Annotated in this window: 27 protein-coding genes; 6 read left to right on the top strand and 21 right to left on the bottom strand. The window is 49.2% G+C overall.

The genetic code is table 11. The features are described from left to right. Positions 1-24: 24 nt before the first annotated feature. Both HVE01_RS20065 and HVE01_RS14685 read right to left on the bottom strand, forming a co-directional pair. Positions 25-459 carry a VOC family protein gene (locus HVE01_RS20065; RefSeq protein WP_146944896.1) on the bottom strand — a complete coding sequence of 145 codons (435 nt, stop codon included), beginning with the start codon at positions 457-459 and terminating at the stop codon, positions 25-27. A gap of 107 nt (positions 460-566) precedes the next feature. After that, entirely contained in the window at positions 567-1,193 is a 627-nt protein-coding gene (locus tag HVE01_RS14685) for a LysE family translocator (RefSeq protein ID WP_146944895.1), read from the bottom strand. A 247-nt stretch (positions 1,194-1,440) separates the two neighbouring features. Here HVE01_RS14685 and glaH point away from each other — a divergent pair, with 247 nt between their 5' ends. Together glaH and lhgO are read left to right on the top strand one after the other, a co-directional pair. After that, positions 1,441-2,403: a glutarate dioxygenase GlaH gene (gene glaH / locus HVE01_RS14680; RefSeq protein ID WP_125748740.1), complete on the top strand. Its 963-nt coding sequence runs from the start codon at positions 1,441-1,443 to the stop codon at positions 2,401-2,403. 64 nt (positions 2,404-2,467) lie between these two features. Then, a complete protein-coding gene (gene lhgO, locus HVE01_RS14675; protein WP_146944894.1) occupies positions 2,468-3,682 on the top strand; it encodes an L-2-hydroxyglutarate oxidase in 1,215 nt (404 codons plus the stop codon). 75 nt (positions 3,683-3,757) lie between these two features. Here the strand turns inward: lhgO and HVE01_RS14670 are convergent, their stop codons facing one another. Both HVE01_RS14670 and HVE01_RS14665 read right to left on the bottom strand, forming a co-directional pair. Then, positions 3,758-4,273, bottom strand: coding sequence for a GNAT family N-acetyltransferase (locus HVE01_RS14670; protein WP_146944893.1), 516 nt, complete (start codon positions 4,271-4,273; stop codon positions 3,758-3,760). Positions 4,274-4,382: 109 nt separating this feature from the next. After that, complete coding sequence (locus tag HVE01_RS14665; protein ID WP_146944892.1) at positions 4,383-5,261, bottom strand: MBL fold metallo-hydrolase; 879 nt, start codon at positions 5,259-5,261, stop codon at positions 4,383-4,385. Between the two features lie 146 nt (positions 5,262-5,407). On the opposite strand from HVE01_RS14665, the gene HVE01_RS14660 reads away from it, so the two are divergent. Continuing rightward, complete coding sequence (locus tag HVE01_RS14660) at positions 5,408-6,364, top strand: GlxA family transcriptional regulator (RefSeq protein ID WP_146944891.1); 957 nt, start codon at positions 5,408-5,410, stop codon at positions 6,362-6,364. 41 nt (positions 6,365-6,405) lie between these two features. Here HVE01_RS14660 and HVE01_RS14655 read toward each other — a convergent pair whose 3' ends face one another. Next, complete coding sequence (locus HVE01_RS14655; RefSeq protein ID WP_146944890.1) at positions 6,406-7,296, bottom strand: LysR family transcriptional regulator; 891 nt, start codon at positions 7,294-7,296, stop codon at positions 6,406-6,408. Positions 7,297-7,395: 99 nt separating this feature from the next. On the opposite strand from HVE01_RS14655, the gene HVE01_RS14650 reads away from it, so the two are divergent. Both HVE01_RS14650 and HVE01_RS14645 read left to right on the top strand, forming a co-directional pair. Further along, positions 7,396-8,772, top strand: a complete 1,377-nt coding sequence (locus HVE01_RS14650) for an MFS transporter (protein WP_146944889.1) — start codon at positions 7,396-7,398, stop codon at positions 8,770-8,772. Then, positions 8,751-9,164, top strand: a complete 414-nt coding sequence (locus HVE01_RS14645) for a hypothetical protein (protein ID WP_146944888.1) — start codon at positions 8,751-8,753, stop codon at positions 9,162-9,164. The genes HVE01_RS14650 and HVE01_RS14645 overlap by 22 nt, the downstream gene beginning before the upstream one ends. A 247-nt stretch (positions 9,165-9,411) precedes the next feature. On the opposite strand, the gene HVE01_RS14640 is transcribed toward HVE01_RS14645, so the two are convergent. The 12 genes from HVE01_RS14640 to HVE01_RS14580 form a co-directional block, all read right to left on the bottom strand. Next, the gene (locus HVE01_RS14640; RefSeq protein ID WP_125748768.1) at positions 9,412-9,801 is read right to left on the bottom strand and encodes a VOC family protein; all 390 of its coding nucleotides are present in this window, start codon (positions 9,799-9,801) and stop codon (positions 9,412-9,414) included. Between the two features lie 63 nt (positions 9,802-9,864). Then, entirely contained in the window at positions 9,865-10,161 is a 297-nt protein-coding gene (locus HVE01_RS20175) for a helix-turn-helix domain-containing protein (protein ID WP_422822491.1), read from the bottom strand. Positions 10,162-10,326: 165 nt separating this feature from the next. Continuing rightward, positions 10,327-10,935: a class I SAM-dependent methyltransferase gene (locus tag HVE01_RS14630; RefSeq protein ID WP_146944886.1), complete on the bottom strand. Its 609-nt coding sequence runs from the start codon at positions 10,933-10,935 to the stop codon at positions 10,327-10,329. Between the two features lie 177 nt (positions 10,936-11,112). After that, the gene (locus tag HVE01_RS14625) at positions 11,113-11,676 is read right to left on the bottom strand and encodes a DUF6891 domain-containing protein (RefSeq protein ID WP_146944885.1); all 564 of its coding nucleotides are present in this window, start codon (positions 11,674-11,676) and stop codon (positions 11,113-11,115) included. A gap of 174 nt (positions 11,677-11,850) precedes the next feature. After that, entirely contained in the window at positions 11,851-12,075 is a 225-nt protein-coding gene (locus HVE01_RS20060) for a DUF6500 family protein (RefSeq protein ID WP_307725261.1), read from the bottom strand. Positions 12,076-12,180: 105 nt separating this feature from the next. Then, the gene (locus tag HVE01_RS14615) at positions 12,181-12,672 is read right to left on the bottom strand and encodes a DUF7000 family protein (RefSeq protein WP_125748779.1); all 492 of its coding nucleotides are present in this window, start codon (positions 12,670-12,672) and stop codon (positions 12,181-12,183) included. 72 nt (positions 12,673-12,744) lie between these two features. Next, on the bottom strand, positions 12,745-13,158 hold the full coding sequence (locus HVE01_RS14610; RefSeq protein ID WP_125748780.1) for an immunity 70 family protein: 414 nt from the start codon (positions 13,156-13,158) through the stop codon (positions 12,745-12,747). A 160-nt stretch (positions 13,159-13,318) separates the two neighbouring features. Next, complete coding sequence (locus HVE01_RS14605) at positions 13,319-13,609, bottom strand: hypothetical protein (protein ID WP_146944884.1); 291 nt, start codon at positions 13,607-13,609, stop codon at positions 13,319-13,321. A gap of 164 nt (positions 13,610-13,773) precedes the next feature. Beyond that, positions 13,774-14,151 (bottom strand): hypothetical protein, encoded by a 378-nt coding sequence (locus HVE01_RS14600; protein ID WP_125748784.1) that lies wholly within the window; start codon positions 14,149-14,151, stop codon positions 13,774-13,776. Positions 14,152-14,243: 92 nt separating this feature from the next. Next, a complete protein-coding gene (locus HVE01_RS14595; protein ID WP_146944883.1) occupies positions 14,244-14,588 on the bottom strand; it encodes a DUF7079 family protein in 345 nt (114 codons plus the stop codon). A 200-nt stretch (positions 14,589-14,788) separates the two neighbouring features. Continuing rightward, positions 14,789-15,166, bottom strand: a complete 378-nt coding sequence (locus HVE01_RS14585) for a VOC family protein (protein ID WP_125748790.1) — start codon at positions 15,164-15,166, stop codon at positions 14,789-14,791. Positions 15,167-15,623: 457 nt separating this feature from the next. Next, positions 15,624-16,667: a linear amide C-N hydrolase gene (locus HVE01_RS14580; RefSeq protein WP_146944882.1), complete on the bottom strand. Its 1,044-nt coding sequence runs from the start codon at positions 16,665-16,667 to the stop codon at positions 15,624-15,626. 372 nt (positions 16,668-17,039) lie between these two features. On the opposite strand from HVE01_RS14580, the gene HVE01_RS14575 reads away from it, so the two are divergent. Further along, entirely contained in the window at positions 17,040-17,960 is a 921-nt protein-coding gene (locus tag HVE01_RS14575) for a ketopantoate reductase family protein (RefSeq protein ID WP_146944881.1), read from the top strand. Positions 17,961-18,029: 69 nt separating this feature from the next. Here the strand turns inward: HVE01_RS14575 and HVE01_RS14570 are convergent, their stop codons facing one another. The 4 genes from HVE01_RS14570 to HVE01_RS14555 form a co-directional block, all read right to left on the bottom strand. Next, a complete protein-coding gene (locus HVE01_RS14570; RefSeq protein ID WP_125748799.1) occupies positions 18,030-18,662 on the bottom strand; it encodes a glutathione S-transferase family protein in 633 nt (210 codons plus the stop codon). A gap of 185 nt (positions 18,663-18,847) precedes the next feature. Next, positions 18,848-19,756: a 3-hydroxyisobutyrate dehydrogenase gene (mmsB, locus tag HVE01_RS14565; protein WP_280529891.1), complete on the bottom strand. Its 909-nt coding sequence runs from the start codon at positions 19,754-19,756 to the stop codon at positions 18,848-18,850. A gap of 49 nt (positions 19,757-19,805) precedes the next feature. Continuing rightward, positions 19,806-20,921: an enoyl-CoA hydratase/isomerase family protein gene (locus tag HVE01_RS14560; RefSeq protein WP_146944879.1), complete on the bottom strand. Its 1,116-nt coding sequence runs from the start codon at positions 20,919-20,921 to the stop codon at positions 19,806-19,808. 23 nt (positions 20,922-20,944) lie between these two features. Beyond that, positions 20,945-22,099 carry an acyl-CoA dehydrogenase family protein gene (locus tag HVE01_RS14555; RefSeq protein ID WP_089037880.1) on the bottom strand — a complete coding sequence of 385 codons (1,155 nt, stop codon included), beginning with the start codon at positions 22,097-22,099 and terminating at the stop codon, positions 20,945-20,947. Between the last annotated feature and the right edge of the window lie 78 nt (positions 22,100-22,177).

The following is a 22,177-nucleotide window of genomic DNA, read 5'->3' as shown; positions in this document are numbered from 1 at the left end:
GACCACACTTACCCCCTTAGCAATCTACATAGCTTTAAAACAAAAACCGAGCTTGTTCGACGGTTTTTCTGCTCGATGACAAACAGCCTCCACGCGATTACCTTCAGGATCCAGCAAGAATGCACCGAAATAGCTCTCATGGTAGTGGGTGCGAAGCCCTGGGGCACCATCATCCTTGCCACCGTGTGCCAAGCCAGCCACGTGAAAGGCACAAACAGCTTCACGGCTCATTGCCTTGAAACACCAGTGGCGGCGCGGGTCTTTATTCGCGCTCGAAGACGAAAGTATCGTCAGGTAGGTATGGCTTGCATCGGTCGCACTACAGCGGGTTCCAAAACCAATGGCATCCTCGTTGTCATAAATTTTATCGGCACCTAGCGCCTCCATAATTGCACCGTAAAAAGATCTACAGTGATCAAGATTTCTAACTGTTATAGACACATGGTCGAGCAGAAACATTACTTTCTCCATTGACATCGAACAGGTATTAGGCGGCACGCTTTATCATTGAGTGAACGTGCTAACACTTTCTAAAATCACCAACCGCCTATTACACAGGCCACTTATTACGCAGGTCGTTTGGCCAGCAGTGCCCACACGCCCGCTGAAGAAAGTAGCGTTCCGCCCACAATATTGAAACGGCGCTGGGCGCGGCGTGAGGCAAGCATTTTGCGCACGGATGAGGCAAACAGCGCGTAAAGCGTGGCATTGAGTGTTGCTAACGCCACAAAGGTGACCGCCAAAATCCACAACTGCTGCCCCGCATTAGCACCAGGGCTAACAAATTGCGGCAAAAAGGCGACGAAGAAGATGATGCCCTTGGGGTTCAGTGCCGTTACCAAATAGGTATTAGTGAACAGCTTCCAACGCGACCCTGATACCGCAGGTGTTACCGGCTGAACCGACGATATCCCGGCACGCAACAGCTTTATCCCCATATAGAGCAGATATAAACCGCCCATCCATTTGATAACGGTGAACCAAAACGCCGAAGCGGCCAAAACAGCTCCCAAGCCAAGTAGCGAAAAAACCAGCGCCGTGGAATCGCCCAGGGCAACCGCGGCGACAAGTGGAATATTAGCGCGTCGACCTTGGGCGATGGAGTAGCTGACAACCGTCAAAATCGTCGGCCCAGGAATAGCGAGCAAGGCCACGGATGCAAGCGCAAAGGCAAACCAAATTTCGATAGACATGGGACAGCACCTTAGACGTGATAACGACTAAGTTAGCATAAGCCGCAATAGGCTGGAGTCCCCCATTAGTCCCCCTGAGCCCCTCATTACTTTGACGATATGAGCGCCCCTGATGGTCGTTCTCGCACTATTTTTAACTAAATAAACACAAAACGTTGACGAAATATAAAAATGTAGATATTTTTTAAGCGTAGGTTCTCTGTTTGATTCAGTTCTTTTTCACCCTTTTGCTAAAGAGAGGCGTCCAATGAACGCTCCAGCCACTATCCCCGCACAGCAGCATCATGGTTTCACCCTTGGCCGCTCACCGCAGTCGGACCGTTTACTGCAACTGAGCTTCCCTAAGGAAACAGTGAAAGCGTTTCTTGACGCCGTGTCGGAATGGCCGGTTCAGGCACTGGAATATAAGTCTTTCCTGCGTTTTCGAGTGGCCAAGATTCTTGATGACCTGTGCAAGAACACCCTTCAGCCGGTGTTGATTGAGACCATGGTGGATCGGGATACCGGGGCATTTCTGGTGACACCGGAGGGGCTGGATCAGGTTGAGCAAGCTGATGATATGGTGATATTCGCCACGGCGGTGGCTCACCTGATGGGGCGCTCTAACTACGACGCTATGAGTGGCCAGTACTATGCGCGTTTTGTGGTCAAGAACGTCGATAACTCAGACAGTTACCTACGTCAGCCACACCGCGTGATGGAGCTGCATAACGACGGTACGTTCGTGGAGCAGGACACCGATTACGTGTTGATGATGAAAGTTGACGAACAGAACATGCAAGGCGGCAACTCGTTACTGTTGCACCTTGATGACTGGGAAGGGTTAGACAGTTTCTATTCTCACCCACTGGCGCGTCGTAACATGCGCTGGACCGCGCCACCGAGCAAGAATGTTGATCGCGATATCTACCACCCCGTGTTCGATGTGGACACCGAGGGTCGCCCGATCATGGCCTACATTGACCAGTTCGTTCAGCCGAAGGACTTTGAAGAAGGCAATTGGCTAGCTGATCTGTCTGATTCGCTGGAAGGTAGCCAACATCAGCTATCGGTTCCGGTCGCTACTGGCAGCTTCCTTTTGATTAACAATCACTTCTGGCTGCATGGGCGCGATCGCTTCACCCCGCACCCTGACCTGCGTCGTGAGTTGATGCGTCAGCGTGGCTATTTCACCCATGCCAAAACACTACGTCAGCCGCGTCAGGTATAATCATTTAGAATAAGCTGGCCACCGCCATGACGGTGGCCATTTTCCCTTGGCTACCGAGACGCCTATGTACGACTACATTATTATCGGGGGCGGCATTCTTGGGCTGTCGACTGCCATGCAGCTGATCCGCGCCTATCCTGACAAGAAGATGCTGCTGGTTGAGAAAGAGGATGGCCCTGCCCGCCATCAAACAGGCCACAACAGTGGCGTGATTCATGCTGGAGTTTACTACACGCCAGGCAGTTTAAAGGCGCGTTTTTGTTTAGAGGGTAACCTCGCCACCAAGGCGTTTTGTGACGAACATAGCATTGCCTACGACGAATGCGGCAAGCTGCTAGTCGCCACGAATGACCTCGAACTCCAGCGTATGAAAGCACTGTGGGAGCGTACAGAGGCTAATGGCTTGGAACGGTATTGGCTGACGGCAGAAGAACTGCAAGAACGTGAGCCTAACATCACCGGCGTCGGTGGTATCTTTGTTCCTTCCAGCGGTATCGTCAATTACGCTGAAGTGGCTGCCGCCATGGGCCGCGAATTTGAAGCCGCTGGCGGTGAAATCCGTTACACCACGTCAGTCACCGGCTTAAGCGAGCGCCCCAATGAGGTGGTAGTATCTACCAGCCAGGGGGATTTCTCTACCCGCTACATGGTGTCCTGCTCTGGCCTGATGGCAGACCGCGTGGTACGTATGCTGGGTATCGAGCCAGACTTCACGATCTGCCCGTTCCGCGGCGAGTACTTCCGACTGCCTGCACAGCACAATCAAATTGTTAATCACCTGATCTACCCGATTCCAGACCCTTCGATGCCGTTTCTTGGTGTTCACCTGACACGCATGATTGACGGCAGCGTGACGGTCGGCCCCAACGCGGTGCTAGCCTGGAAACGTGAAGGCTATCGAAAAACCGATGTGTCGCTATCCGACACGCTAGCCATGCTGCGCCACCGCGGCATCCGCCAGGTGCTGAAAGACAACCTGCGTCCTGGGCTTTCCGAGTTTAAGAACTCAATCTATAAAAAAGGCTACCTGCAGCAAGTGCGTAAGTACTGCCCAAGCTTAACGCTTGCTGATCTTGAGCCTTACCCGGCTGGCGTGCGCGCCCAAGCGGTGTCCAACGATGGCAAGCTGGTCGATGACTTCCTGTTCGTCAACACGCCGCGTACTGTCAACGTGTGTAACGCACCCTCGCCTGCGGCGACGTCTGCCATTCCCATTGGGGCGTATATCGTCGAGAAAGTTAAGCAGCAGGTTGGCGATAGCGCCGCCGTAGTGAGCTAAGAGCCCACCAAGCTGATTAGTAACAAGCCTATTTCGGGCGCATAGTTTGCGTCCGAAATAGGCTTAAGCAGTTACTTAACCAACGCCGCGTAACGCCATCAGCATAGCCTGCATCATAAGAGAAGAGTCCCTCCTGAGCGGCACTGGCTGCCCCATTGCCATAAATCCAGACGACCGATACAAACCAGCTGCCGCCTCATTACTGGTTGTAACGTCAAGCGCGATACGCTCACACTCTTTATCTATCGCCCAGGTTTTAATTTTACCCAGAAGCGCCTTGGCAATGCCTTGCCCTCTTGCCGCAGGCGAAACCCACATTTGATAGATGTGAGCGGTTTCCACCTCTGGTGCATGTATCACTCCCCAAGCAAGCCCCATCGCCCGGCCACCCTGCTCGGCCACTAACGGAAAAGCCACAAGCCCCCGCGCACTAAGATCTAAACGCGCCAGCCAATCAGCATCCGACAATGTAGATTCCTGCTCGTAAGTAGCGCCAAATGAGTCAGGGGAATCCTTGAGTGATTCCAGCCTAACGGACTTATACAGCGCCCAATCTTCTGGGGTTACTACTTTGATGTTGAAATTTTTCATTTAAGGGATGGGCTGCATGGTGTGGGGGTGCTTAGGCAATGAAGGCAGCAAGCCAGCGTTAAGACATTAATACACAGAAACAGGCCGCCATCAAAGGCGACCCCTGATATTAAAAGGCGATGACTTGGCCATCAGCGGGGATAGAGACGTGATCCTGGATCCCAACTTCTTGCACATAATCAGACAGCTCGTCACGGCTTAATGTCATATGGTTCACCGCGCCCATATGCACCGCGATGATCGCCGCATTAGGGGCTGCCTGATGCATACGCAGCGTATCTTGCTTCCCCATGATGATTGGGTCACCTGAGAAGCCTGTGATCTCTGCGGCGCCAGCATTCACGACAATCACCTCGGGGTTATAACGCGCCAGCGTCTGTTCAACTTCATCGCGCCAGATGGTGTCGCCCACCAGGTAGGTGGTTTTATGCTCAGGGGCTTCGAAAACCACGCCCATCACCTCACCGAGCAATTGTGCCAGTTCAGGAACTGCATAGAGGGTGTCAGAGCCATGTTGGCCGCCCGTTTTATGCAGTGTCACTCCTCCAAATTCAACTTTACCGTCCAAAATGCGCACATCATTGAATCCCTGAGAGCGTATCAGCTCAGCATCGGTGGCATTCTGTGTAAATAGCGGCAGGTCTTTGGGCAACAGCTGCTGGGCAGCATCGTCCCAGTGATCGAGGTGTGTGTGAGTAACGATAATGGCATCGACACCATCGATTATCTCCTCAACGGGCATAGGCAGCCCCACCAGCGGGTTGCGTAACTCGCTACGGTAGGTATTTTCAAAGCCAGGATAAGTGCCCTGCTCAGCCAGCATCGGGTCCACCAAAAAGGTGGTGTCCCCATAGCTAACCTTCACTGTTGCATTGCGAATCTGCTGCAGCTTTTGCGTCGCCCCCTGAGCGTTTGAATCCGCCAAGGCGTTACCGGTAATGAGCCCTGTTGTGAGGACAGGAGAACTGGATAAGGTTTTGATAGGCATCTAATGACTTCCTTCAATACGCTGCTGGATTGGTAGACAACAGTGTAGAGAGAGACAACCGTCAAAAAAATTGGCCTGAAAGTCAGTGTTCGAAAGTTTTGGGCCACCATGGTAAGGTTAAGTTAAGAACAGCTAAGGAATTACCCATGTCCTTACCCCGCGTAGGTTTAATTCTCCATCCCCGTATCACACCTTTCCATTTCTCGGTGCCCTATACGGTATTCGGCATGGCCTTTCCTGATCGCTCACTCTTCGATCTGTCCATCGTTGCAGCTTGGGAAGATTCGCCAGAGAGTGATGAAGTGATGACAATAAAGCCCAACGGCGGCTTAACGCTCTTGGATAACGTGGATATAGCCGTAGTCCCTGGCTGGCATGACCTGGATGAACCGCCACCGCCTGAGCTGGCCGAGGCGCTTGTCCGCTGCCATGAACGGGGCGCTCATGTGGTGGGTCTTTGTTACGGCACGTATGCACTGGCGTACGCTGGACTGCTCGACGGCAGGCGGGCATCAACTCACTGGGTCGCCGAGCAGGACTTTAGTGACCGATTCCCAAGGGTCAAGCTGGACACCAATGCGCTTTATGTGGAAGAGGATCGTTTAGTCACGTCCGCAGGCACGGCGGCAGGCCTAGATTGCTGCTTATTTCTGGTGCGCGAGTATTACGGCGCAACGATTGCCAACAAGATTGCCCGTATTATGGTGGTTCCCCCGCACCGCGAAGGTGGGCAAGCGCAGTTCATTGAGCACCCCGTTGCCATTTCCACTCAAGACGCCCATATCAATCGCTTATTGGATTATTTGAGAGAAAACCTAGTCGGCTCGCATCGCATCGATGAGCTAGCGGCTCGAACCTCCATGAGCAGACGCACCTTCACGCGCCACTTTCAAAAAGCAACCGGAATGACGGTGGTGGAGTGGCTTGTCAATGAGCGCCTACGGCGCGGGCGCGAGCTGCTGGAAACCACCTCCCTGTCGGTGGAAGCGATTGCGGAACAAGTTGGCTTTCATACAGCAACGTCTTTCCGTCAACATTTTAGGCAACATCATCAAGTCAGCCCACGCGACTGGCGTAAAACTTTTGGCGGCAACTCCAAGTAGGTAGAGTTTTTCCTTACACCAATATGGGTTCTTTTTAGCGTCTAAAAATGGGTATTCTCTACTAGATAGTCAATTAATAAGCGGCAATGGCGTCGAACACGATGATCGCCAGTAAAAACCATACTGATGTCTTGCTTAGGTAAACGCCAATCTGGAAATAGTTCGACGAACTCTCCGCTTTGTAGCTGCTCTTTAATAACCCATTCAGGAAGAATCGCAACACCTAAATCAGATTGAACCATGGACCTGATTGCGATGGAGGAGTTGGCGCTAAATTTTGCTGAAAACTTTAGTTGAAAGGTCTGTTTATCACCACTGTGTAGCGTCCATTGGTTGGGCGTTTTGAGATTACTGTTAGCGATCCACGGCGCTGTTTTTAAATCTTCTAATGAGGATAAAGGGTTTTGTGCTAACCAATTGGCGGAGCACACTATCATAGTAGAGAAGCTGCCAAGCTTACGACTCTTTAGGGCTGAATCATCGAGCGTTCCTAGTCTTACGGCAAGATCAATTTTCTCATTCAATAATTTATTGAGTGATGAGTCAGCATGAAAACTGATATTTAGCTCTGGATGAACATGACAAAACTCACCAATCAGCGGAATAAGAAATGCTTCGCCAAATTCGACGGTGGACGAGACCCTTAAGTGTCCGGTTAAGGAGTGATGCTTTTCAACAACATTGTCTAATGATGAGTGAATATCAGAGAAGATATTTTTAAAATCGTTATAAAGTAACTCTCCCGCCTCGGTCATAATGAATCCGCGTGAGTTACGAATAAGCAATGGTACATTGAGCGAGTCTTCCAACGATTTTATATGGATACTAACCATGGCTTTACTAATAAACAATTGATTGGCTGCCTTAGTAAAAGAGCCACTATCCACCACAGTAATAAACGTATGAATACGTTTAATCTCATTAAACATCATCGTTTACCCTGATTTAACTAAGCGTTTATTTTAAACAGCTAACAGTCCCAAGTCAAATGCTTTAAAATTCTCGTAATTAGATTTACACCAGGATCACCAATGGCTTATCGTTATCGTATCGCGCTTATTTTCTTGCTCGGATTTTTTATTGATTGTATTAATATTTTTATGTCAGCGATTGCCCTTCCGGATATTGCTCAAGAGTTATCAATTTCAGAGTCGAGCGTGACTTGGATTGCCAATAGCTACATTTTAGGATTAACGCTGATTATTCCGATTAGTAATTGGTTAGCGAGCAAGTTTGGTGCGAGACAAACGATGACCATGTCGATGCTAGTATTCTCGCTCGGCGCACTGTGTTCAGGTATGACGAATGAATTTTACTCGCTCGTCTTTTTTCGCTTCCTTCAAGGCGTCGGAGGAGGTTTACTGATACCAGTAGGTCAGGCGCTGGCTTTTAATTTATTTAAAAACAAAGAAAGAACCAAAATATCAACACTCATTATGAGTATTGCATTAATTGCTCCGACTATTTCACCCAGTATCGGCGGTATCATTGTTGATTATTCATCTTGGCGCTGGGTCTTTCTCAGCAACATTCCCTTTAGTTTATTGGCCGCTATATTGTCTGCTTATTGGATTCGCTCTGAAACCAAAAAAGCGCTACCACCAGATATGAAAGGACTTCTATTTGTTAGTACTTCACTCGCAACATTACTCATCGGACTTTCTATTTATGCAAATGCGAGTTCGAAACTATTGCCAATATTATTTCTCATCGTAGGATTGGGGTTCAGCGTTCTCTACTTACACCATTATCGTAAAACCACGCATGCCATTCTTGATTTGAGTGTATTTAAAAATACGCATATGCGTTTTTCTGTATTGGTGTATTTAGCGGTGCCGGGCGTCTTCACAGGAGTAAACTTACTGAATATCTTCTTTCTTCAAGAGGTATTAGGCTGGTCTGCTCAAAAAACGGGGATGTTGATGGTGCTTTACGGGGCTGGCTCATTAGTTGCGATTACCGTAGGTGGTAGACTCTATAATCGCATTGGCGCTCGCTCACTATTTTTGTTTGGTATGTTGGCACATTCTGCCGGTATTGCTGTGCTATTTTTTGTTGGCCACCATTCCAACATTCCGTTACTTATTATTGCGTATTTATTGATGGGCTTAGGAGGCGGTGTGAGCGCCAATACGGCACAAACTACCGCGATGATGGATTTTGACGAAGCAACATTAATCAAGGCCAGCGCAGTTTGGAACCTCAACCGTCAGATGTCTTTTAGCCTTGGCGCCGCTTTTTTCACTCTTCTGTTCAATGTACTGCAGCACTACGCCAATGATATGTCGGCGTATCAACTGACATTCCTGCTCGCTGCTTTTATTGGCGTCACTCCTTTACTCATCATAAAACAACTTAATCGTAAGCCAAACGAGGATATATCATCATGCTACCCGAAAAAGAGTTAATCGCCGTTGCCCATCGTAGTGTTCAAGATCTGCACGTATGGATTCAAGATGCATTCACAGGAAGCGTCGAGCAAGATGCTTCGTTAGAGAAACTTATCAATAGCTTTTGTCCATCTTTTACCATGGTGACAACATCGGGTAACGTAGTGGGCAAATCTCAAGTGGATGCATTGTTTCGCAACAATAAAGGTACACGACCCTCACTTTCAATCCTCATTGAACAATATGAAACCTTACTCGTCAGCGCAGACAGCGTTGTCCTACGTTATCGCGAAACCCACCAAGAAGCCGAGACAAGTTCGTCTCGTTATTCCGTTGTTATCATTGATATAAAAGATAGCAAGCCTCTATGGCGATACCTGCAGGAAACTGCTGACGTCACCCCAGACTGAGTAGCACTGCACTTTAGAATCCAACCCTATGGGCAAGCAGTTCTGTGGGAACGCCATGTTGTCATGGGTGTTTTCGAGATGAATGTTTGAATGAGCATTGGTCCACCAGTCTTCATCTTGCTCAGTTTTCAAACCCTATAGTAGGACTAACACCTGAACTAAGCCGACCGCTTGGAGCGCATGATCAAGGGGGAGCGAAAAGCGTGGTCGGCTGCAAGGCATTGTTATGTGCGTTCCGCTTTTTGGTTTATAGCTCTTGCACCAGCTGAATAAAGTTTCCACAAGTATCATCAAAGACGGCAATTTTGACTGTCCCAGCTTCCTTGGGAGGAATTGAAAACTTCACTCCTAACCCGGAAAGTCTGGCGTACTCTTTTTCAAGATCGTCAATAGCGAAAGACGTCCAAGGAATGCCAGCCTCTTTCAGCGATTGTTGATAGATTCTTGCAGGCTCAAATGCCATAGGCTCTAGCAGCAACTCAACTCCCGACTGCTCTTGCGGAGATACAACGGTCAACCACTTGTGCTCACCCAAAGGTACTTCTTTTTTCTTAACAAACCCTAAGATATTTGTATAGAAATCAAGGGCTTTTTCCTGATTTTCAACTGGGACGCTTGTGACAAAAATTTTAATCATGGCGATGAGAACTCCGACTAAACTAATGGAATGCCAACGATAGCTGGAAGCAAGTTGGAATACTTATTCTCGATTGCTCTTGTGGAGCCACTGATAGTCTCTCGGCGTATATCCAGTACATTTTTTGAAAACTGAAGAAAACGTAGGCAAGCTCTCATAACCCACCGCGAAACATACTTCAGTAACTGATAACCCGCTCCTCAATAGATTCTTGGCTTGTTTAATGCGCAAATCTCTCAGATAGCTTCTGGGCGTTAAGCCATACATGCTCTGAAAAGTACGTATATAGTGAAAGCGAGACATAAGTGCAGTTTTTGCGAGCTCATTCACCTCTATTCTCTCAGAATAGTAATTTTCCATGAGTGCTTTCGACCGTCTCACTTGAACGTACAGCTCAGCCCGAAATAGCTCCTCTGTGTATAAACGATCAACCTCGCCTTCGAAATACGATTTTGGCTTCTCAGACATATCTGAAGTCAATTTATTTTACGGGAGAGGTTTGATCCTAGCGCATATCGCCTGCAATCATGCACTTGTCGCGTGCATTGCTTTGTTAAGTGGCTTTCGGACGAACGCACGGTAACTGGACGTAGAATCACCACGCATAGTGCTTGCGCTCACAACCTCCTCGTGAAGGCAGGAAAAACCAACGAATACGTCGCGGAGTTCTGCCGGGCTACTGTAGCGCATCGGTATGCCGAGACCGGAAACAAAGCCCTTACTTTTTACGGAACAGAACTCCGACATATGAACGATACCGCCAGGCTTCAGCACGCGGTTTATCTCCGCAGACACTCTATCTCGCTCATCAAGTGAAGGAATGCACGTAAATACCGCGCAAATGACGACAACATCAAATGCATTTTCGCCGAACGGAAGATCAATCCCATCCAAATGTAGGAGAGGCACCCCAGGAAACGCCTTCCTTCCACGCTCGATCATGGCGAAGGAAGGATCAACACCCGTAACGTCAATGTATCCGCACTCGGTAAGTTCGTTGGAAATCCGTCCGTATCCACAGCCAAAATCGAGCACTTTGGCTTTTCGGCTGATCATGCCTAGAAATCGCGCTAGGTCAATTTCAAGATTAAAGTCGACGTCACTCGCCACCTTATCCCAACTGCACTGGAGCATCGAATTCCCCACTCAACATAAATAACCGTGCCTGCCACATAACACTGCTGAACCTGTAGGTCACTTTCAGCCGGAATGTTCGCTCTGGGCGTTACCTGTCATCTCGCCATCAGAGTAGCTTGAGGCTCTGCACTCGGCCAGGAGCGAATTGTTAGGCGGTTCCGATGCATGCGCTTGTTATATGCTGCTTGCACGATGCTTCCAATCAAATTTAGGGATATTAATTCTTTGATTTGTAGTGCCATCCCATTCTACGGTAAATCCCGCCTTCTCTAACGCTTGCTGGATAGTTTCAGCAACCTCAATTTTTTCAGGCACGTCACCATTAACGTGGTCATAAGCTAGCATCAACCCACCACCAGAAACAGCTCGTTCTAAATCTTGACCATGATAGAAACAATAGCCGTAGAATTCACCTTGCGGGTACGCACTCAATGCTTCATTTGAATCTTCATGCCCGTCAGACATGGTATAGCCAGCGTTATGTAAGCAAAGAATGCCATTAGCATTGAGGGCTTGAAACACACCATCTAATCGATCTAGGTCTGTAACTTGAGGCCATGATTTTTCGGCTTCTCGCTTTTTCTTAAACTCGATGCTTACGGATTCACGAAGCATCTCTTCATCAGCTCCTTCTTCAAGTAAATCAGCAATCATCTCTTGAATGTCTTCAGATGTGTCAAACCCACCCCATACATGAACCTTGATAGCATCCAAAATATACTTATTCACTTCATTCATAGCTTCTTCCTTGTATAAAGCTAGTTCACTGATTAAGTAGGGATAATAGAACGATAACTTTCAATGCAGATACCGTCCGGCTTTGGAGCGGACTTGTAGCCGCACAGCAGCGAAAGGCCATCCCAGACCCAGAGGGACGACAGCAGCCGTTTGTTATGTAATTTTATGGCAAGACTAAGCACCGGATTTAACCATATCTCTGATTTTTACTGCTTTCTCGAAATGATCCAATTCGTGAGTTTCAATCCACCACCGTGCCACCTCCATGAGAACTTCTGGCTGATCGTTTTTGTTTTTGAAAAATGCGTAAAACGATAACCCTACCTCTGATCCTTTCTGATCGATTTTTCGATCGCATACTTCAATAAGTATTTCTCTAAGCTCTTTCCGCAAAGCCATACTCCATTGATTTGATCGGATAACGTCGCCAACACGTGTAGCTTTACAGTGAAGGCGAAGCCACAACGAAAACGCTGTTGCCGTGATTGACCTAGCTTTTCGCCATTACTCGTATGCTACCAGCGTGTCAGATATTTCCTGAGATAATACGCTAAATGCACCGTGAACAGATTTAAACAGCTCTGTAATATTGTCGAAATCTGGATTAGCTAGAAGTGTCACTTCGAAAATTGAATATTCAGGCATTACTGCAGGATTGACCCACGACAAGCCTTTTAGCTTTTCCCAATAACGAATTTGGACATCCTTGGTTTGCCCAAGCAGCCACAGTTCGAAGCGTACCTGCTGGTGGTTAAACACAACGGCGAGTTTGAGCTTGTGGCTTTTTAGGAAGTCATTTTGCAAATAAAAGTATGTGAAGTCTATGTAACCATGCATTACGCCTGCTACAGAAAACTTTTCTTTGTATCTTTTTACAAATTCAGTGTGAAGGCTTTGAACGATACCGACCAATTTTTGATGCGTTTCCTGGATCTCTCCACTAGCGAAAGCCTCTTTGTAAGCGGACACCCTGTCGTTTAGGCTTTTATTTGACATAATCCGCTTCCCCTAACTATAACAACACGTAGCGCCGCGCTCTGCGGAAATTTGCCCGATAGCAGCACCTTGTTAGCAATGAACAATAGCAGTTGGCCTTTTGCTCTTGGCAGCTTCATCTAGCGCTTCTAATAAAATTTCTATGAGATCATGACCTGTAGACGTCACAAAATAGTTGGCCAATGACGTGATGTCCTGTGAAATGTCAGAACCCCACGGCGGTTGCTTTGAAAGATCTTCGATATCCCAAACCACCTGCTCTGGAGAGAATGCGGACAACTCCTCTTTAATCTGCTCTAACTCGGCTAGAGCATTTTCAGCGAACGCCGCTTCAAGTCCACCTTGATAGAGGTTAGTGAGAAGAAGAGGGAAACGACTTCCCCATCCCTTTTCGAGGTTAAAGCTTACAGTGCTGAAAAAGGCATGAAAAAAGTCCGGGGTGCCAATTTCATCTGTAATGCTCCCAACCTTAATGCCTACAGCCATACCTGACCCTCAGTATTGCTAACGTCGCGTTAAATAGCGAACAACGCCACCGCTAAACTTAACCCATTGTGCCGTAAATACTAAATCCAACTCAAACTAAAAATGCCATGCGTTGGAAATGTGCCTAAGCGCCTTGCTATATGTGTATTATTGGTTGCACTCACTGCACAAGCAATAACATATACACACTTACTGGAACAAGCTCTAACAGCCAACCCACCACAGTAAAAAAAACACCCAAGTAATTTATATTATTACTTAAAAACTGAGAGATTAGCTTAACTCTGACAATCGATGAAAACAGAAAACCTAATACAACTAACGCCAAGGCAACATCTATTAGAGGATGGTCAACACTCTCTCCATAAACAAATATATAGGTACCAACAGTGCCAGCAAAGGAAATCACTGGAATTAAATATAATATTAAAAATTTCGTAGCTGTACCCATATATCCTCTTAGCTGAATAGTCGTTTGTCACATAACATCGCGCCAAGTTGTGAACAACGCCTATCACCAAATCTAAGCCATTGCATCCTAACCACTAAACCTGATTTTGAATTCAAACCGCCAATCGTTTTGAATCCGCCTTAACCACCTTATTATGCAGCTTTCTAATACGGTAACTCATCAGCTTCAATACCAACATAATCGGGAGCTAAATATTGAGGAAACCTAACTGCTCGGACTGTATCGTGACCAAGTAAAACTGCTTTACACACTCTATGCATACCGTCCATTACCCTTCCTTTATGGCACAGAATAATTGGGTATGATAAATCAGTTTCTTGGATGAGTTTCGTATGCTCTATAATATTTCTACACGTTGGTTTTTCACCACCTAGCTCAAACCAAAATTCTTCGTCCAACTCACTGATGTCAGCTAGCGATATTTCGGTAACTGGCAAATTTTTAGCCAGTTCAATTAGCCGAAAAACGTCCCACGATAGCAGCCCTTCATCTGAGCTTCGAAAATGATACTGTTGTCTCATAATTCTCCTTGGTTGCATAACGCCGCCAACACGCACAGCTTTGTAGTGTAGGTGAAGCCACAACGGAGAAGCTGTCGCTGTGATTGATCTGGTTATACATTTTCGCTTGCATAGAACTCCACCACTTTCTGCCAGCAACGCTTTATTTCCTTGATGATGGAAGCATCTCCATGTATAGCGTTGGGGCGAACTGAAGCAGGCAAGTTTTGAAGAAGCCAAGAATCTGGCCAGCCGCCCCAAACACCGGCAACGCTTCGTAGGTTACTTTCCAATACTGGGTAGACCTCGTTCCAAAGGATGCTCTCAACTTCAGGCAAGGAAAATTCGCTCTCTGAAATTGTACGGGCAATATACCTGAACGTTACATCATCTATTTCTGTGTCAAGAAACAGGTCAGATAAAGCTCGCCATACTTTAAGCCGTTGTTCGCTACTCAATTATCGCTACCCTCCCTACTGATGCTTAACGCCCTGTTAAGGGGTGAGCAACGCAATACCGAAGCCACCGCACACCACCCTAATCACTAAAATCAACGCATAGTAAAAATGCCACGCGTTGCGAATCCCTCTTGAACAGTTTGTTATGTTGAAACTCAGCACGTGTTTTACATTAAACTTTTACCGCATTTTCAACTGCATCAAGACTTCCATGTGTCAAAGACAGCCTCAATATTATGACCATCTGGATCATGAACGAAGCAGGCATAATAGTTCTCGGTATAGTGAGGTCGCGGTCCTGGAGCTCCGTTGTCTCGCGCTCCTGCTAAAATAGCTGAGTCATAAAACTCTCGAACCTTTTTCTGACTCGCCACACGAAAGGCTATATGAAAGCTCGTTAAAGCACCCTCAGTCTTAGCGCTACAGATCTCGAATAAGAAGCCCTTACCGAGGTCGAAAGCCCAAAATTTTCCTTTTTCACCAAATGCAACTATGTACCCTAGTGGACTAAAAGCTTCTTCATAAAACTTCCGGCTTCTTTCCAAATCACTAACGGGAATTGTAACGTGATCAATCATGTATATACCTAAGATATTGCGTGGAAGATGAGATTAGCTGAATACCTGTGGGCTTTGAAGCCCTATTCAACATAACAGTGATTATACGCCCCGCTACATAACCTCAATGAACCTGGCGGCGCGCTCATTCAGGTTATACCGCCTTTCATTTACGACCTAGCTCATTGAAATAAAAATAAATTAAGTATAAATAGGCTGTATATCATAGATTATCGTGCCGGCTGCATAACACCGCTGAACCAACATGGCACCTTGACTCGATGAGCCTCTCAAAGCCGTAAAAACAGACACCCAGATAATCCTTAGCCTCGTCATTAGCCACGCATTGCGGTTTTCTACCACGTCTAGAGTCTATTGGCTGATGACACACCTTTCCGCTGCTATCACGTATACGAAAAAAGCCGATGCAGTGAACCAGGTTAGCTCGGCCAACTGCATCGGCGCGTTACGGGTTAGTTTAATACGGGGGGCTTTCCGCGACGGTGAAGTCGCTGCTTACGTCACCAGAAAGTTCGATATTATTCGGATCGAGCACTTGCACCGGCGAGCCTTCTTCTAGGTCTTGCTCAGAGAGATCAGCCCATATTACGTTGGGGCTGGTCGTCAGCTCGAAGTAGTACCTCAACTCCGAGAGGTTCATGACGGTGCGGTACTCGGTGTTATAAATGCCGAATCCCTTATACGGCGCACCGAACGGAACCGATACATTTCGGGCAATTGCCAGTGCGCTTGCCACGGCTTCGCGCTCGTTTTGTGGCTCCGGCAGCATTGACGAAAAGTAGGCGATTCGCTGGAAACGGTCGGTCGGCTTGACGTTCCCTGGTAGCGGTGTGTCGCTGCTTGGGTTTGAAAAATCTAACTCTTCCAGCAGTGCCAACTGTTGATCGTAAGGTGGATCATTGGTCATGATTCTAAATTCTCTACCGTGGTGAATCATGGGTTCACCATCGATATACTCAATGATCGCTGAATCCCCGCTAGCATCTTCAATTGCCAAGTGTACGGTTGCCTTGCTACCCCGCGCCTCCGTCATGACAATTTGTACATCTTCGAGTATGTCGAGAGCTTCTTCGACAGTGGCTGCGTTGTCGACCACATACTGCCCCCACAAGCCGGCCTGCAATCCTGGTTTAGCCGGATCACGCGGGCCAAAATCGGTGGCCGTGAGATAGAGCATGTGAAACGCCAGCCCTTTTTCGTTAAACCCATCGGCGGCGCCGATGCCATAAACCGTGGTGACCATGCTGCCGTACTTGGATGTCCATGTTGCGGCGTTCTCCTCCACAACGACTTGCGTACCCAGCATGCCCCCATCACGCTCCATGCCACGGGGAAAAATAGTAATCACCGGCTCTGTCGATTCGGGCCAGTCCATTGTGCGGGCAACATAAATGCCCCGCTCATTATCATTCCATAAGTATCTTGAGCACGCCCACGCTGCATTTGCCATTACCATCGCACCAATCACGATAGCAACGCTTCCTTTGTAATACCTACGCATGAACCCTCCCTTAGGGCGTGTCAATCGCCAGCACAACGCCCTTACGAAAAGACGCTTAAATCAAGCATCTAATTAAAGGCCGATAGCCCAAATCAGATTCGAGCAATTAGCCATTCACCCCAGCACTTACGTTAACTCTTTTACCTCGCAAAGCACTTCAAATATTAAATATAGTGAACTAGACAAGCAGTGCAAACCACCACCCAAGCACACCTAACAAGCGCCTAGTAAGATGGGAAAAGGCAGCTAATCATGCGTATCAACATTAAAAATTAACCGTGTCGCTTGCAGCATTACACTTCACCTTCATTTCCTAGTGCTGAACACGGTAAGCTTGGCGGCAACACTGATGCTAATGGCTAAAAATCAACGATGACTTCCCATTGGATACTTGGCCCCGGGGCCATTGGTCGCCTATTGGCGCATTCGCTTTCCCCCTTAACTGACACCACTTTAATTGGCCGACGTGGGCTACCTGAACAACAGCGCCTAACCTCCCCTGAAGGTGAAGAGCAAACTAAGCGACTGGCGAGCGTTACGGTTGCGGAACTGACTTCTCATCCACTGCCCGCGCCTGGGTTTGTACATATCACCACCAAAGCCATGGCCGCCGAGGCGGCACTTGCAAGCATTGCCGATAGAGTTACGCCCACGACCCCACTCGTGCTGTGGCAGAACGGTTTTTTGGCACAGCCACGTATTACACAAACGTGGCCGGGGCCGGTGCTGTGCGCGACCACGACTCAGGGTGCTTATCTGACTGGGGATGATAGTGTAGTTCACGCGGGGCGCGGGCCTACGTTTATTGGTGATTTAGACAATCAGCACGCGAGATTGGCGGAGGCGTTAGCGGCACTATTGAGTGAGGCAGGTTTTGTCGCAACGGCGGTCGGTGATATACGCCAGCGTTTGTGGCAAAAGCTGACGGTGAATGCGGCGATCAACCCATTGGTCGCGCTTAATGGCGTGCGCAATGGTGAGCTGCGCGGTAACGCTTATGCAGGCCGCGTGGAAGCGGTGGTTAAGGAAGTCGCGGCGATTATAAACCAGGAAAACATTGCACCACCGAATGGTGGTGAGGGTGAAAACGCGTGGTTGGCGCTGGTGTGGCAGGTGGTAGAGAACACCGCTAACAATAAGGCCTCGATGTTGCAGGACGTTGAGGCCAAGCGTCCCACCGAGCGCGGGGCGATTTTAGGACCGTTGATTGATAGCGCCGAGCGCCATGGCTTGCCATGTGGGGTGTTGAAGGAACTTAATAGCGAACTGGCCAAATTGGAGGCGAAGTTTTAGGGAACATTTGGTGGCTGAGTCATCGCCCACTAAAGCGCTCTCCCGTCATCAGGGAGAGCGCTTTCTAGATCAGGTTACAGGGATCATCACTACGTTCTGAAAGGCTGGGCGCTCTGCAAGCTGTTGGTACCAGCGCTCCAGACTGGGACGCCGCTGCCAGGTTAATCCAATGTTCCAAAGGTTATAGATAAACGGCGCTAGGGCAATGTCGCCGAGGCCAAACTCATCGCCGGAAAACCAGGGTTGGCTTTGGTTTGCCAACGCATTATCTAATAGCTCAAATGATCTTTCGCAGGCTAGCATTCCGGCATCAATAGCATCGTTATCACGCTCTTCCGGCGGTGTTCTTACGAACCCCTGCAAAATAACGCGGTGCCTGGGCGAAAGCGTATTGTTCGCCCAATCCATCCATTTCTCTGCCTGGGCGCGCTTGGCGGGGTTATCTACCCATAAGCTACCTTGGCCATACTGCGCGGCCAAGTAACGGATAATGGTGTTAGATTCCCATAACACGCTATCGGTCGCGTCGTCTTTAAGTAGCGGCACTAGCCCATTGGGGTTCATGGCCAAGTACGCTGAGGTATTGTTGACCCCGTGCTGCATTCCTGCCGGAATTTGTTCAAACGCCAAGCCGAGCTCTTCGAGCACCCAGCGCACTTTTTTGACGTTCGTGGAGTTATTGCGGCCCCAAAGCGTAATCATGGCAGTCCTTTTTCTGGGCATACATCTGAGAATAGTGAAGAAAATGAGTGTGCCCGCCTTTGAAGCAAGTGGCAAGGGGCGGCTATGCCGCCCGCTCACGGGTGCCTAGCGTTGCTCGTTCCGCGCAAAACTCGCCACCACGCGCCCCCCCTTGCTCCTCACCATTTTCCATTCACGCCTTACTCTCACTCCTTATCTTGATAAAACTGCAGCAGGCTGGAGAAATCGAGTTTGCCGTTGCCGCCGGCTTTATGCAGGGTGAATAACGAACGTGCGGCAGACCCCATGGGCACCGGTGAGGCGCTTTGCTGGCTAACATCCATGGCGAGGCCCAGATCTTTAATCATCAGGTCTACCTGGAAGCCGCCTTGATAGCCCTTCGAGGCGGGGGCATTTTCCATCACACCGGGGTACGGGTTGTAAACGTTTAGCGCCCAATTTCCCCCAGAGCTTTGTTTCATGATTTCGGAAAGCACCGCTGGGTCCAGGCCATTTTTCACGCCCATGTTGATCGCTTCGCAGGTGCCCGCCATCAGGATGGAAAGCAGCATGTTGTTGCACACTTTGGCCACTTGGCCTGCACCGTGATCGCCAGCGTGGAAGATATTCTTACCCATCACTTCTAGCACGGGCTTGGCCTGCTCAAATTGTGCCGCGCTACCGCCCACAATAAAACTCAACGTGCCGGCCTGCGCGCCACCTACCCCGCCAGATACCGGCGCGTCGACAAAACCAACGCCTTTTTCAGCGCCAGCGGCCGCTACGCTGCGGGCGGTATCCGCATCAATCGTCGAGCAGTCAATCACTAGAGCGCTCTTTTTGATGACATCAAACAGCGGCTCGTCGCCATCCACATACAGCCCACGTACATGCTTGCCTGCGGGGAGCATGGAAATAATAAAGTCTGCATCGGTGGCCGCTGCTTTTGCAGAGACTGCTACTTCACAGCCTTGGGATTTAGCCGTTTCCAAGGCTTGTTCAGAAAGGTCGAACGCGCGAACGTTAAAGCCCGCTTTCGCCAAGTTGGCCGCCATGGGGCCGCCCATATTGCCTAAACCGATAAACGCGACAGTGGTCATCTTTATTGTCCTTATTCGAAAATTGACGGTGAATTGGGTTGGGGAAATGGTTTGAAGAAATAGCTTAGTGAAGATCCGACAGAGGGCTCGTTTGCCACGGCGAAGCTAGCAACTCATCAATAAAGGTGTGTTCGACAGACGCGACATCTGGGTATTTCCAGGCAGGCTTACCGTCTTTATCGACCAACAGCGCACGTACGCCTTCGGGGAATTCCTGGTGACGGCAACACTGCACTGAAAGCGCCAGCTCAAACTGAAACACCTCAGCCAACGACATGTGCTTGGCACGCTTTAGCTGCTCATCAATCAGCTTCACTGATACGGGGCTGCCGTGGGAAAGCGTTTTCTGCGCTTTGCTGAACCATTTGTCGTCACTGCGAACCGCCAACACGGCATCTACGGTTTGCTCAACCGTATCGTGATCCATTAGCTCACGAATCAATGCGGCGGATTTTTGAACCGGCGACTCCAGCTCGGCAAATACCTCTTGAGAGGCTTGTTCAAATTCGCGCAGCACACGGTTAACCACACCATGGGCATCAGTTTGCTTTCCTTCACCCCAGGTGGCATCCATCAGTTTTTGCGTCAGGTCTGCGCGGTAATGGCTAGCAATCGCGCGATCGGCAAGGCCGAGATGAACGGCATCTGGGGCGTTAATTTGGCTGCCGGTCATGGCTAAAAAGCGTCCGGTGCCATTCGGCAGGCGGTTTAAAAACCAGCTAGCGCCAACGTCCGGGTAAAGACCAATCGTCACTTCTGGCATCGCCAGCCGAGAGGTTTCTGTCACAATTCGGTGGCTGCTACCGCTGAGCAGCCCCATTCCCCCACCCATTACAATACCGCTGCCCCAGCAAATAACCGGTTTGGGATAGGTGTGAAGCAGGTAGTCCAGGCGGTACTCGTGTTCAAAGAAGCGCTCAGGAAAGTCTGGTTCGCCGTCACCTTTAATCGCTTTATACAGATTGACGACATCGCCCCCTGCGCAAAACGCTTTTTCACCGGCGCTGTCCAGCAGAACCGCGACAACTCGCTCGTCGGTTTGCCACGCTTTCAAGCGCGGCAGGATCTCTTCAATCATTTCTAACGTCAGGGCATTCAGCGAACGCTCGGCGTTAAGGGTGATCTCGCCGATAATATGGCCATCTTGGGTGGCGTGTTCAGCAAACAGTACGCTACTCATTCCATTGTCCTTGTGGTGGTTGGCTACAGCTCAGAGGCACCATCAGAGAGCACGCGGCGGGAAATAATCAGCCGCATGATTTCGTTGGTTCCTTCCAAAATACGATGTACACGGGAGTCACGTACATAGCGCTCCATTGGATACTCTTTAATGTAGCCGTTGCCACCATAGAGCTGCAGCGCTTCATCACACACTTTGAAACCGACGTCAGTCGCAAAGCGCTTAGCCATCGCACAGTAGGTAGTCGCATCGGGGTGACCAGCATCCAGCTTAGTGGCTGCCATACGCACTAACTGACGAGCCGCGACAAGTTCGGTAACCATATCCGCCATACGGAACTGAAGCGCCTGGAAGTCTGCCAAACGCTTACCAAACTGCTTACGCTCCAGCATGTATTCACGGGCTTTGTTGATTGCCTGCTGGGCGGTGCCGATTGAACAGGTAGCGATGTTGATACGCCCCCCATCCAGGCCCTTCATGGCAATTTTAAAGCCATCGCCTTCGTTGCCTAACAGGTGGTTGGCGGGAACACGCACATCTTCAAAGGTAATCATGCGGGTTGGCTGACTGTTCCAACCCATTTTGTCTTCTTTGCGGCCGTAACTAATGCCGCTTGCTTTGGCATCAACCGCAAAGGCAGAAACGCCGCTGGGACCTTCACCGCCGGTACGCGCCATCACCACCAAAAAGTCGGTGCTACCGGCGCCAGAGATAAACATCTTGCTACCGTTGAGCACGTAGTCATCGCCATCACGCTTGGCGGTGGTTTTAAGCGAGGCTGCATCAGAGCCTGCATTGGGTTCAGTTAAGCAGTAAGAACCCAGTAACTCGCCGGTGGCGAGCTTTTCGCCCCACTGTTCCACTGCTTCGGAGGTGCCGAAGTCAGCCAGCATCCAGGTCACCATGTTATGAATGGTGAGATAGGCAGTGGTTGAGGTACAGCCCATGGAAAGCTGTTCAAAAATAATGCTGGCATCCAGACGGGAAAGACCCAGCCCGCCAACGCGTTCTGGCGCGTAAAGTGAACAAAAACCTAGCTCTCCTGCTTTGCGGATAACATCGACAGGAAAGAAGGCTTCAGCATCCCACTGCGCAGCGTTAGGTTCTAATTCATTCTGGGCGAATGCCCGGGCCATATCGGCAAAGGCGACCTGGTCTTCACTTAACTCAAAATTCATGGCGAATCTCCGCAGCATGCGTCGCTGAACAGCCTGTGAGCAGGTTGGGCAGCTTGGCGTTTGCTATTATCTTTATTA

The organism is Vreelandella venusta, assembly GCF_007989605.1.
Lineage (GTDB): Bacteria > Pseudomonadota > Gammaproteobacteria > Pseudomonadales > Halomonadaceae > Vreelandella > Vreelandella venusta.
Note: the sequence above shows the minus strand (reverse complement) of the source record. Positions and strands in the feature narration are given on the sequence as shown.

What these genes read in the sequence shown, in the direction of transcription:
- HVE01_RS20065 (WP_146944896.1), bottom strand. Translation starts at nt 459, where the DNA reads ATGTTTCTGCTCGACCATGTGTCTATAACAGTTAGAAATCTTGATCAC.
- HVE01_RS14685 (WP_146944895.1), bottom strand. Translation starts at nt 1,193, where the DNA reads ATGTCTATCGAAATTTGGTTTGCCTTTGCGCTTGCATCCGTGGCCTTG.
- glaH (WP_125748740.1), top strand. Translation starts at nt 1,441, where the DNA reads ATGAACGCTCCAGCCACTATCCCCGCACAGCAGCATCATGGTTTCACC.
- lhgO (WP_146944894.1), top strand. Translation starts at nt 2,468, where the DNA reads ATGTACGACTACATTATTATCGGGGGCGGCATTCTTGGGCTGTCGACT.
- HVE01_RS14670 (WP_146944893.1), bottom strand. Translation starts at nt 4,273, where the DNA reads ATGAAAAATTTCAACATCAAAGTAGTAACCCCAGAAGATTGGGCGCTG.
- HVE01_RS14665 (WP_146944892.1), bottom strand. Translation starts at nt 5,261, where the DNA reads ATGCCTATCAAAACCTTATCCAGTTCTCCTGTCCTCACAACAGGGCTC.
- HVE01_RS14660 (WP_146944891.1), top strand. Translation starts at nt 5,408, where the DNA reads ATGTCCTTACCCCGCGTAGGTTTAATTCTCCATCCCCGTATCACACCT.
- HVE01_RS14655 (WP_146944890.1), bottom strand. Translation starts at nt 7,296, where the DNA reads ATGATGTTTAATGAGATTAAACGTATTCATACGTTTATTACTGTGGTG.
- HVE01_RS14650 (WP_146944889.1), top strand. Translation starts at nt 7,396, where the DNA reads ATGGCTTATCGTTATCGTATCGCGCTTATTTTCTTGCTCGGATTTTTT.
- HVE01_RS14645 (WP_146944888.1), top strand. Translation starts at nt 8,751, where the DNA reads ATGCTACCCGAAAAAGAGTTAATCGCCGTTGCCCATCGTAGTGTTCAA.
- HVE01_RS14640 (WP_125748768.1), bottom strand. Translation starts at nt 9,801, where the DNA reads ATGATTAAAATTTTTGTCACAAGCGTCCCAGTTGAAAATCAGGAAAAA.
- HVE01_RS20175 (WP_422822491.1), bottom strand. Translation starts at nt 10,161, where the DNA reads ATGGAAAATTACTATTCTGAGAGAATAGAGGTGAATGAGCTCGCAAAA.
- HVE01_RS14630 (WP_146944886.1), bottom strand. Translation starts at nt 10,935, where the DNA reads ATGCTCCAGTGCAGTTGGGATAAGGTGGCGAGTGACGTCGACTTTAAT.
- HVE01_RS14625 (WP_146944885.1), bottom strand. Translation starts at nt 11,676, where the DNA reads ATGAATGAAGTGAATAAGTATATTTTGGATGCTATCAAGGTTCATGTA.
- HVE01_RS20060 (WP_307725261.1), bottom strand. Translation starts at nt 12,075, where the DNA reads ATGGCTTTGCGGAAAGAGCTTAGAGAAATACTTATTGAAGTATGCGAT.
- HVE01_RS14615 (WP_125748779.1), bottom strand. Translation starts at nt 12,672, where the DNA reads ATGTCAAATAAAAGCCTAAACGACAGGGTGTCCGCTTACAAAGAGGCT.
- HVE01_RS14610 (WP_125748780.1), bottom strand. Translation starts at nt 13,158, where the DNA reads ATGGCTGTAGGCATTAAGGTTGGGAGCATTACAGATGAAATTGGCACC.
- HVE01_RS14605 (WP_146944884.1), bottom strand. Translation starts at nt 13,609, where the DNA reads ATGGGTACAGCTACGAAATTTTTAATATTATATTTAATTCCAGTGATT.
- HVE01_RS14600 (WP_125748784.1), bottom strand. Translation starts at nt 14,151, where the DNA reads ATGAGACAACAGTATCATTTTCGAAGCTCAGATGAAGGGCTGCTATCG.
- HVE01_RS14585 (WP_125748790.1), bottom strand. Translation starts at nt 15,166, where the DNA reads ATGATTGATCACGTTACAATTCCCGTTAGTGATTTGGAAAGAAGCCGG.
- HVE01_RS14580 (WP_146944882.1), bottom strand. Translation starts at nt 16,667, where the DNA reads ATGCGTAGGTATTACAAAGGAAGCGTTGCTATCGTGATTGGTGCGATG.
- HVE01_RS14575 (WP_146944881.1), top strand. Translation starts at nt 17,040, where the DNA reads ATGACTTCCCATTGGATACTTGGCCCCGGGGCCATTGGTCGCCTATTG.
- HVE01_RS14570 (WP_125748799.1), bottom strand. Translation starts at nt 18,662, where the DNA reads ATGATTACGCTTTGGGGCCGCAATAACTCCACGAACGTCAAAAAAGTG.
- HVE01_RS14560 (WP_146944879.1), bottom strand. Translation starts at nt 20,921, where the DNA reads ATGAGTAGCGTACTGTTTGCTGAACACGCCACCCAAGATGGCCATATT.
- HVE01_RS14555 (WP_089037880.1), bottom strand. Translation starts at nt 22,099, where the DNA reads ATGAATTTTGAGTTAAGTGAAGACCAGGTCGCCTTTGCCGATATGGCC.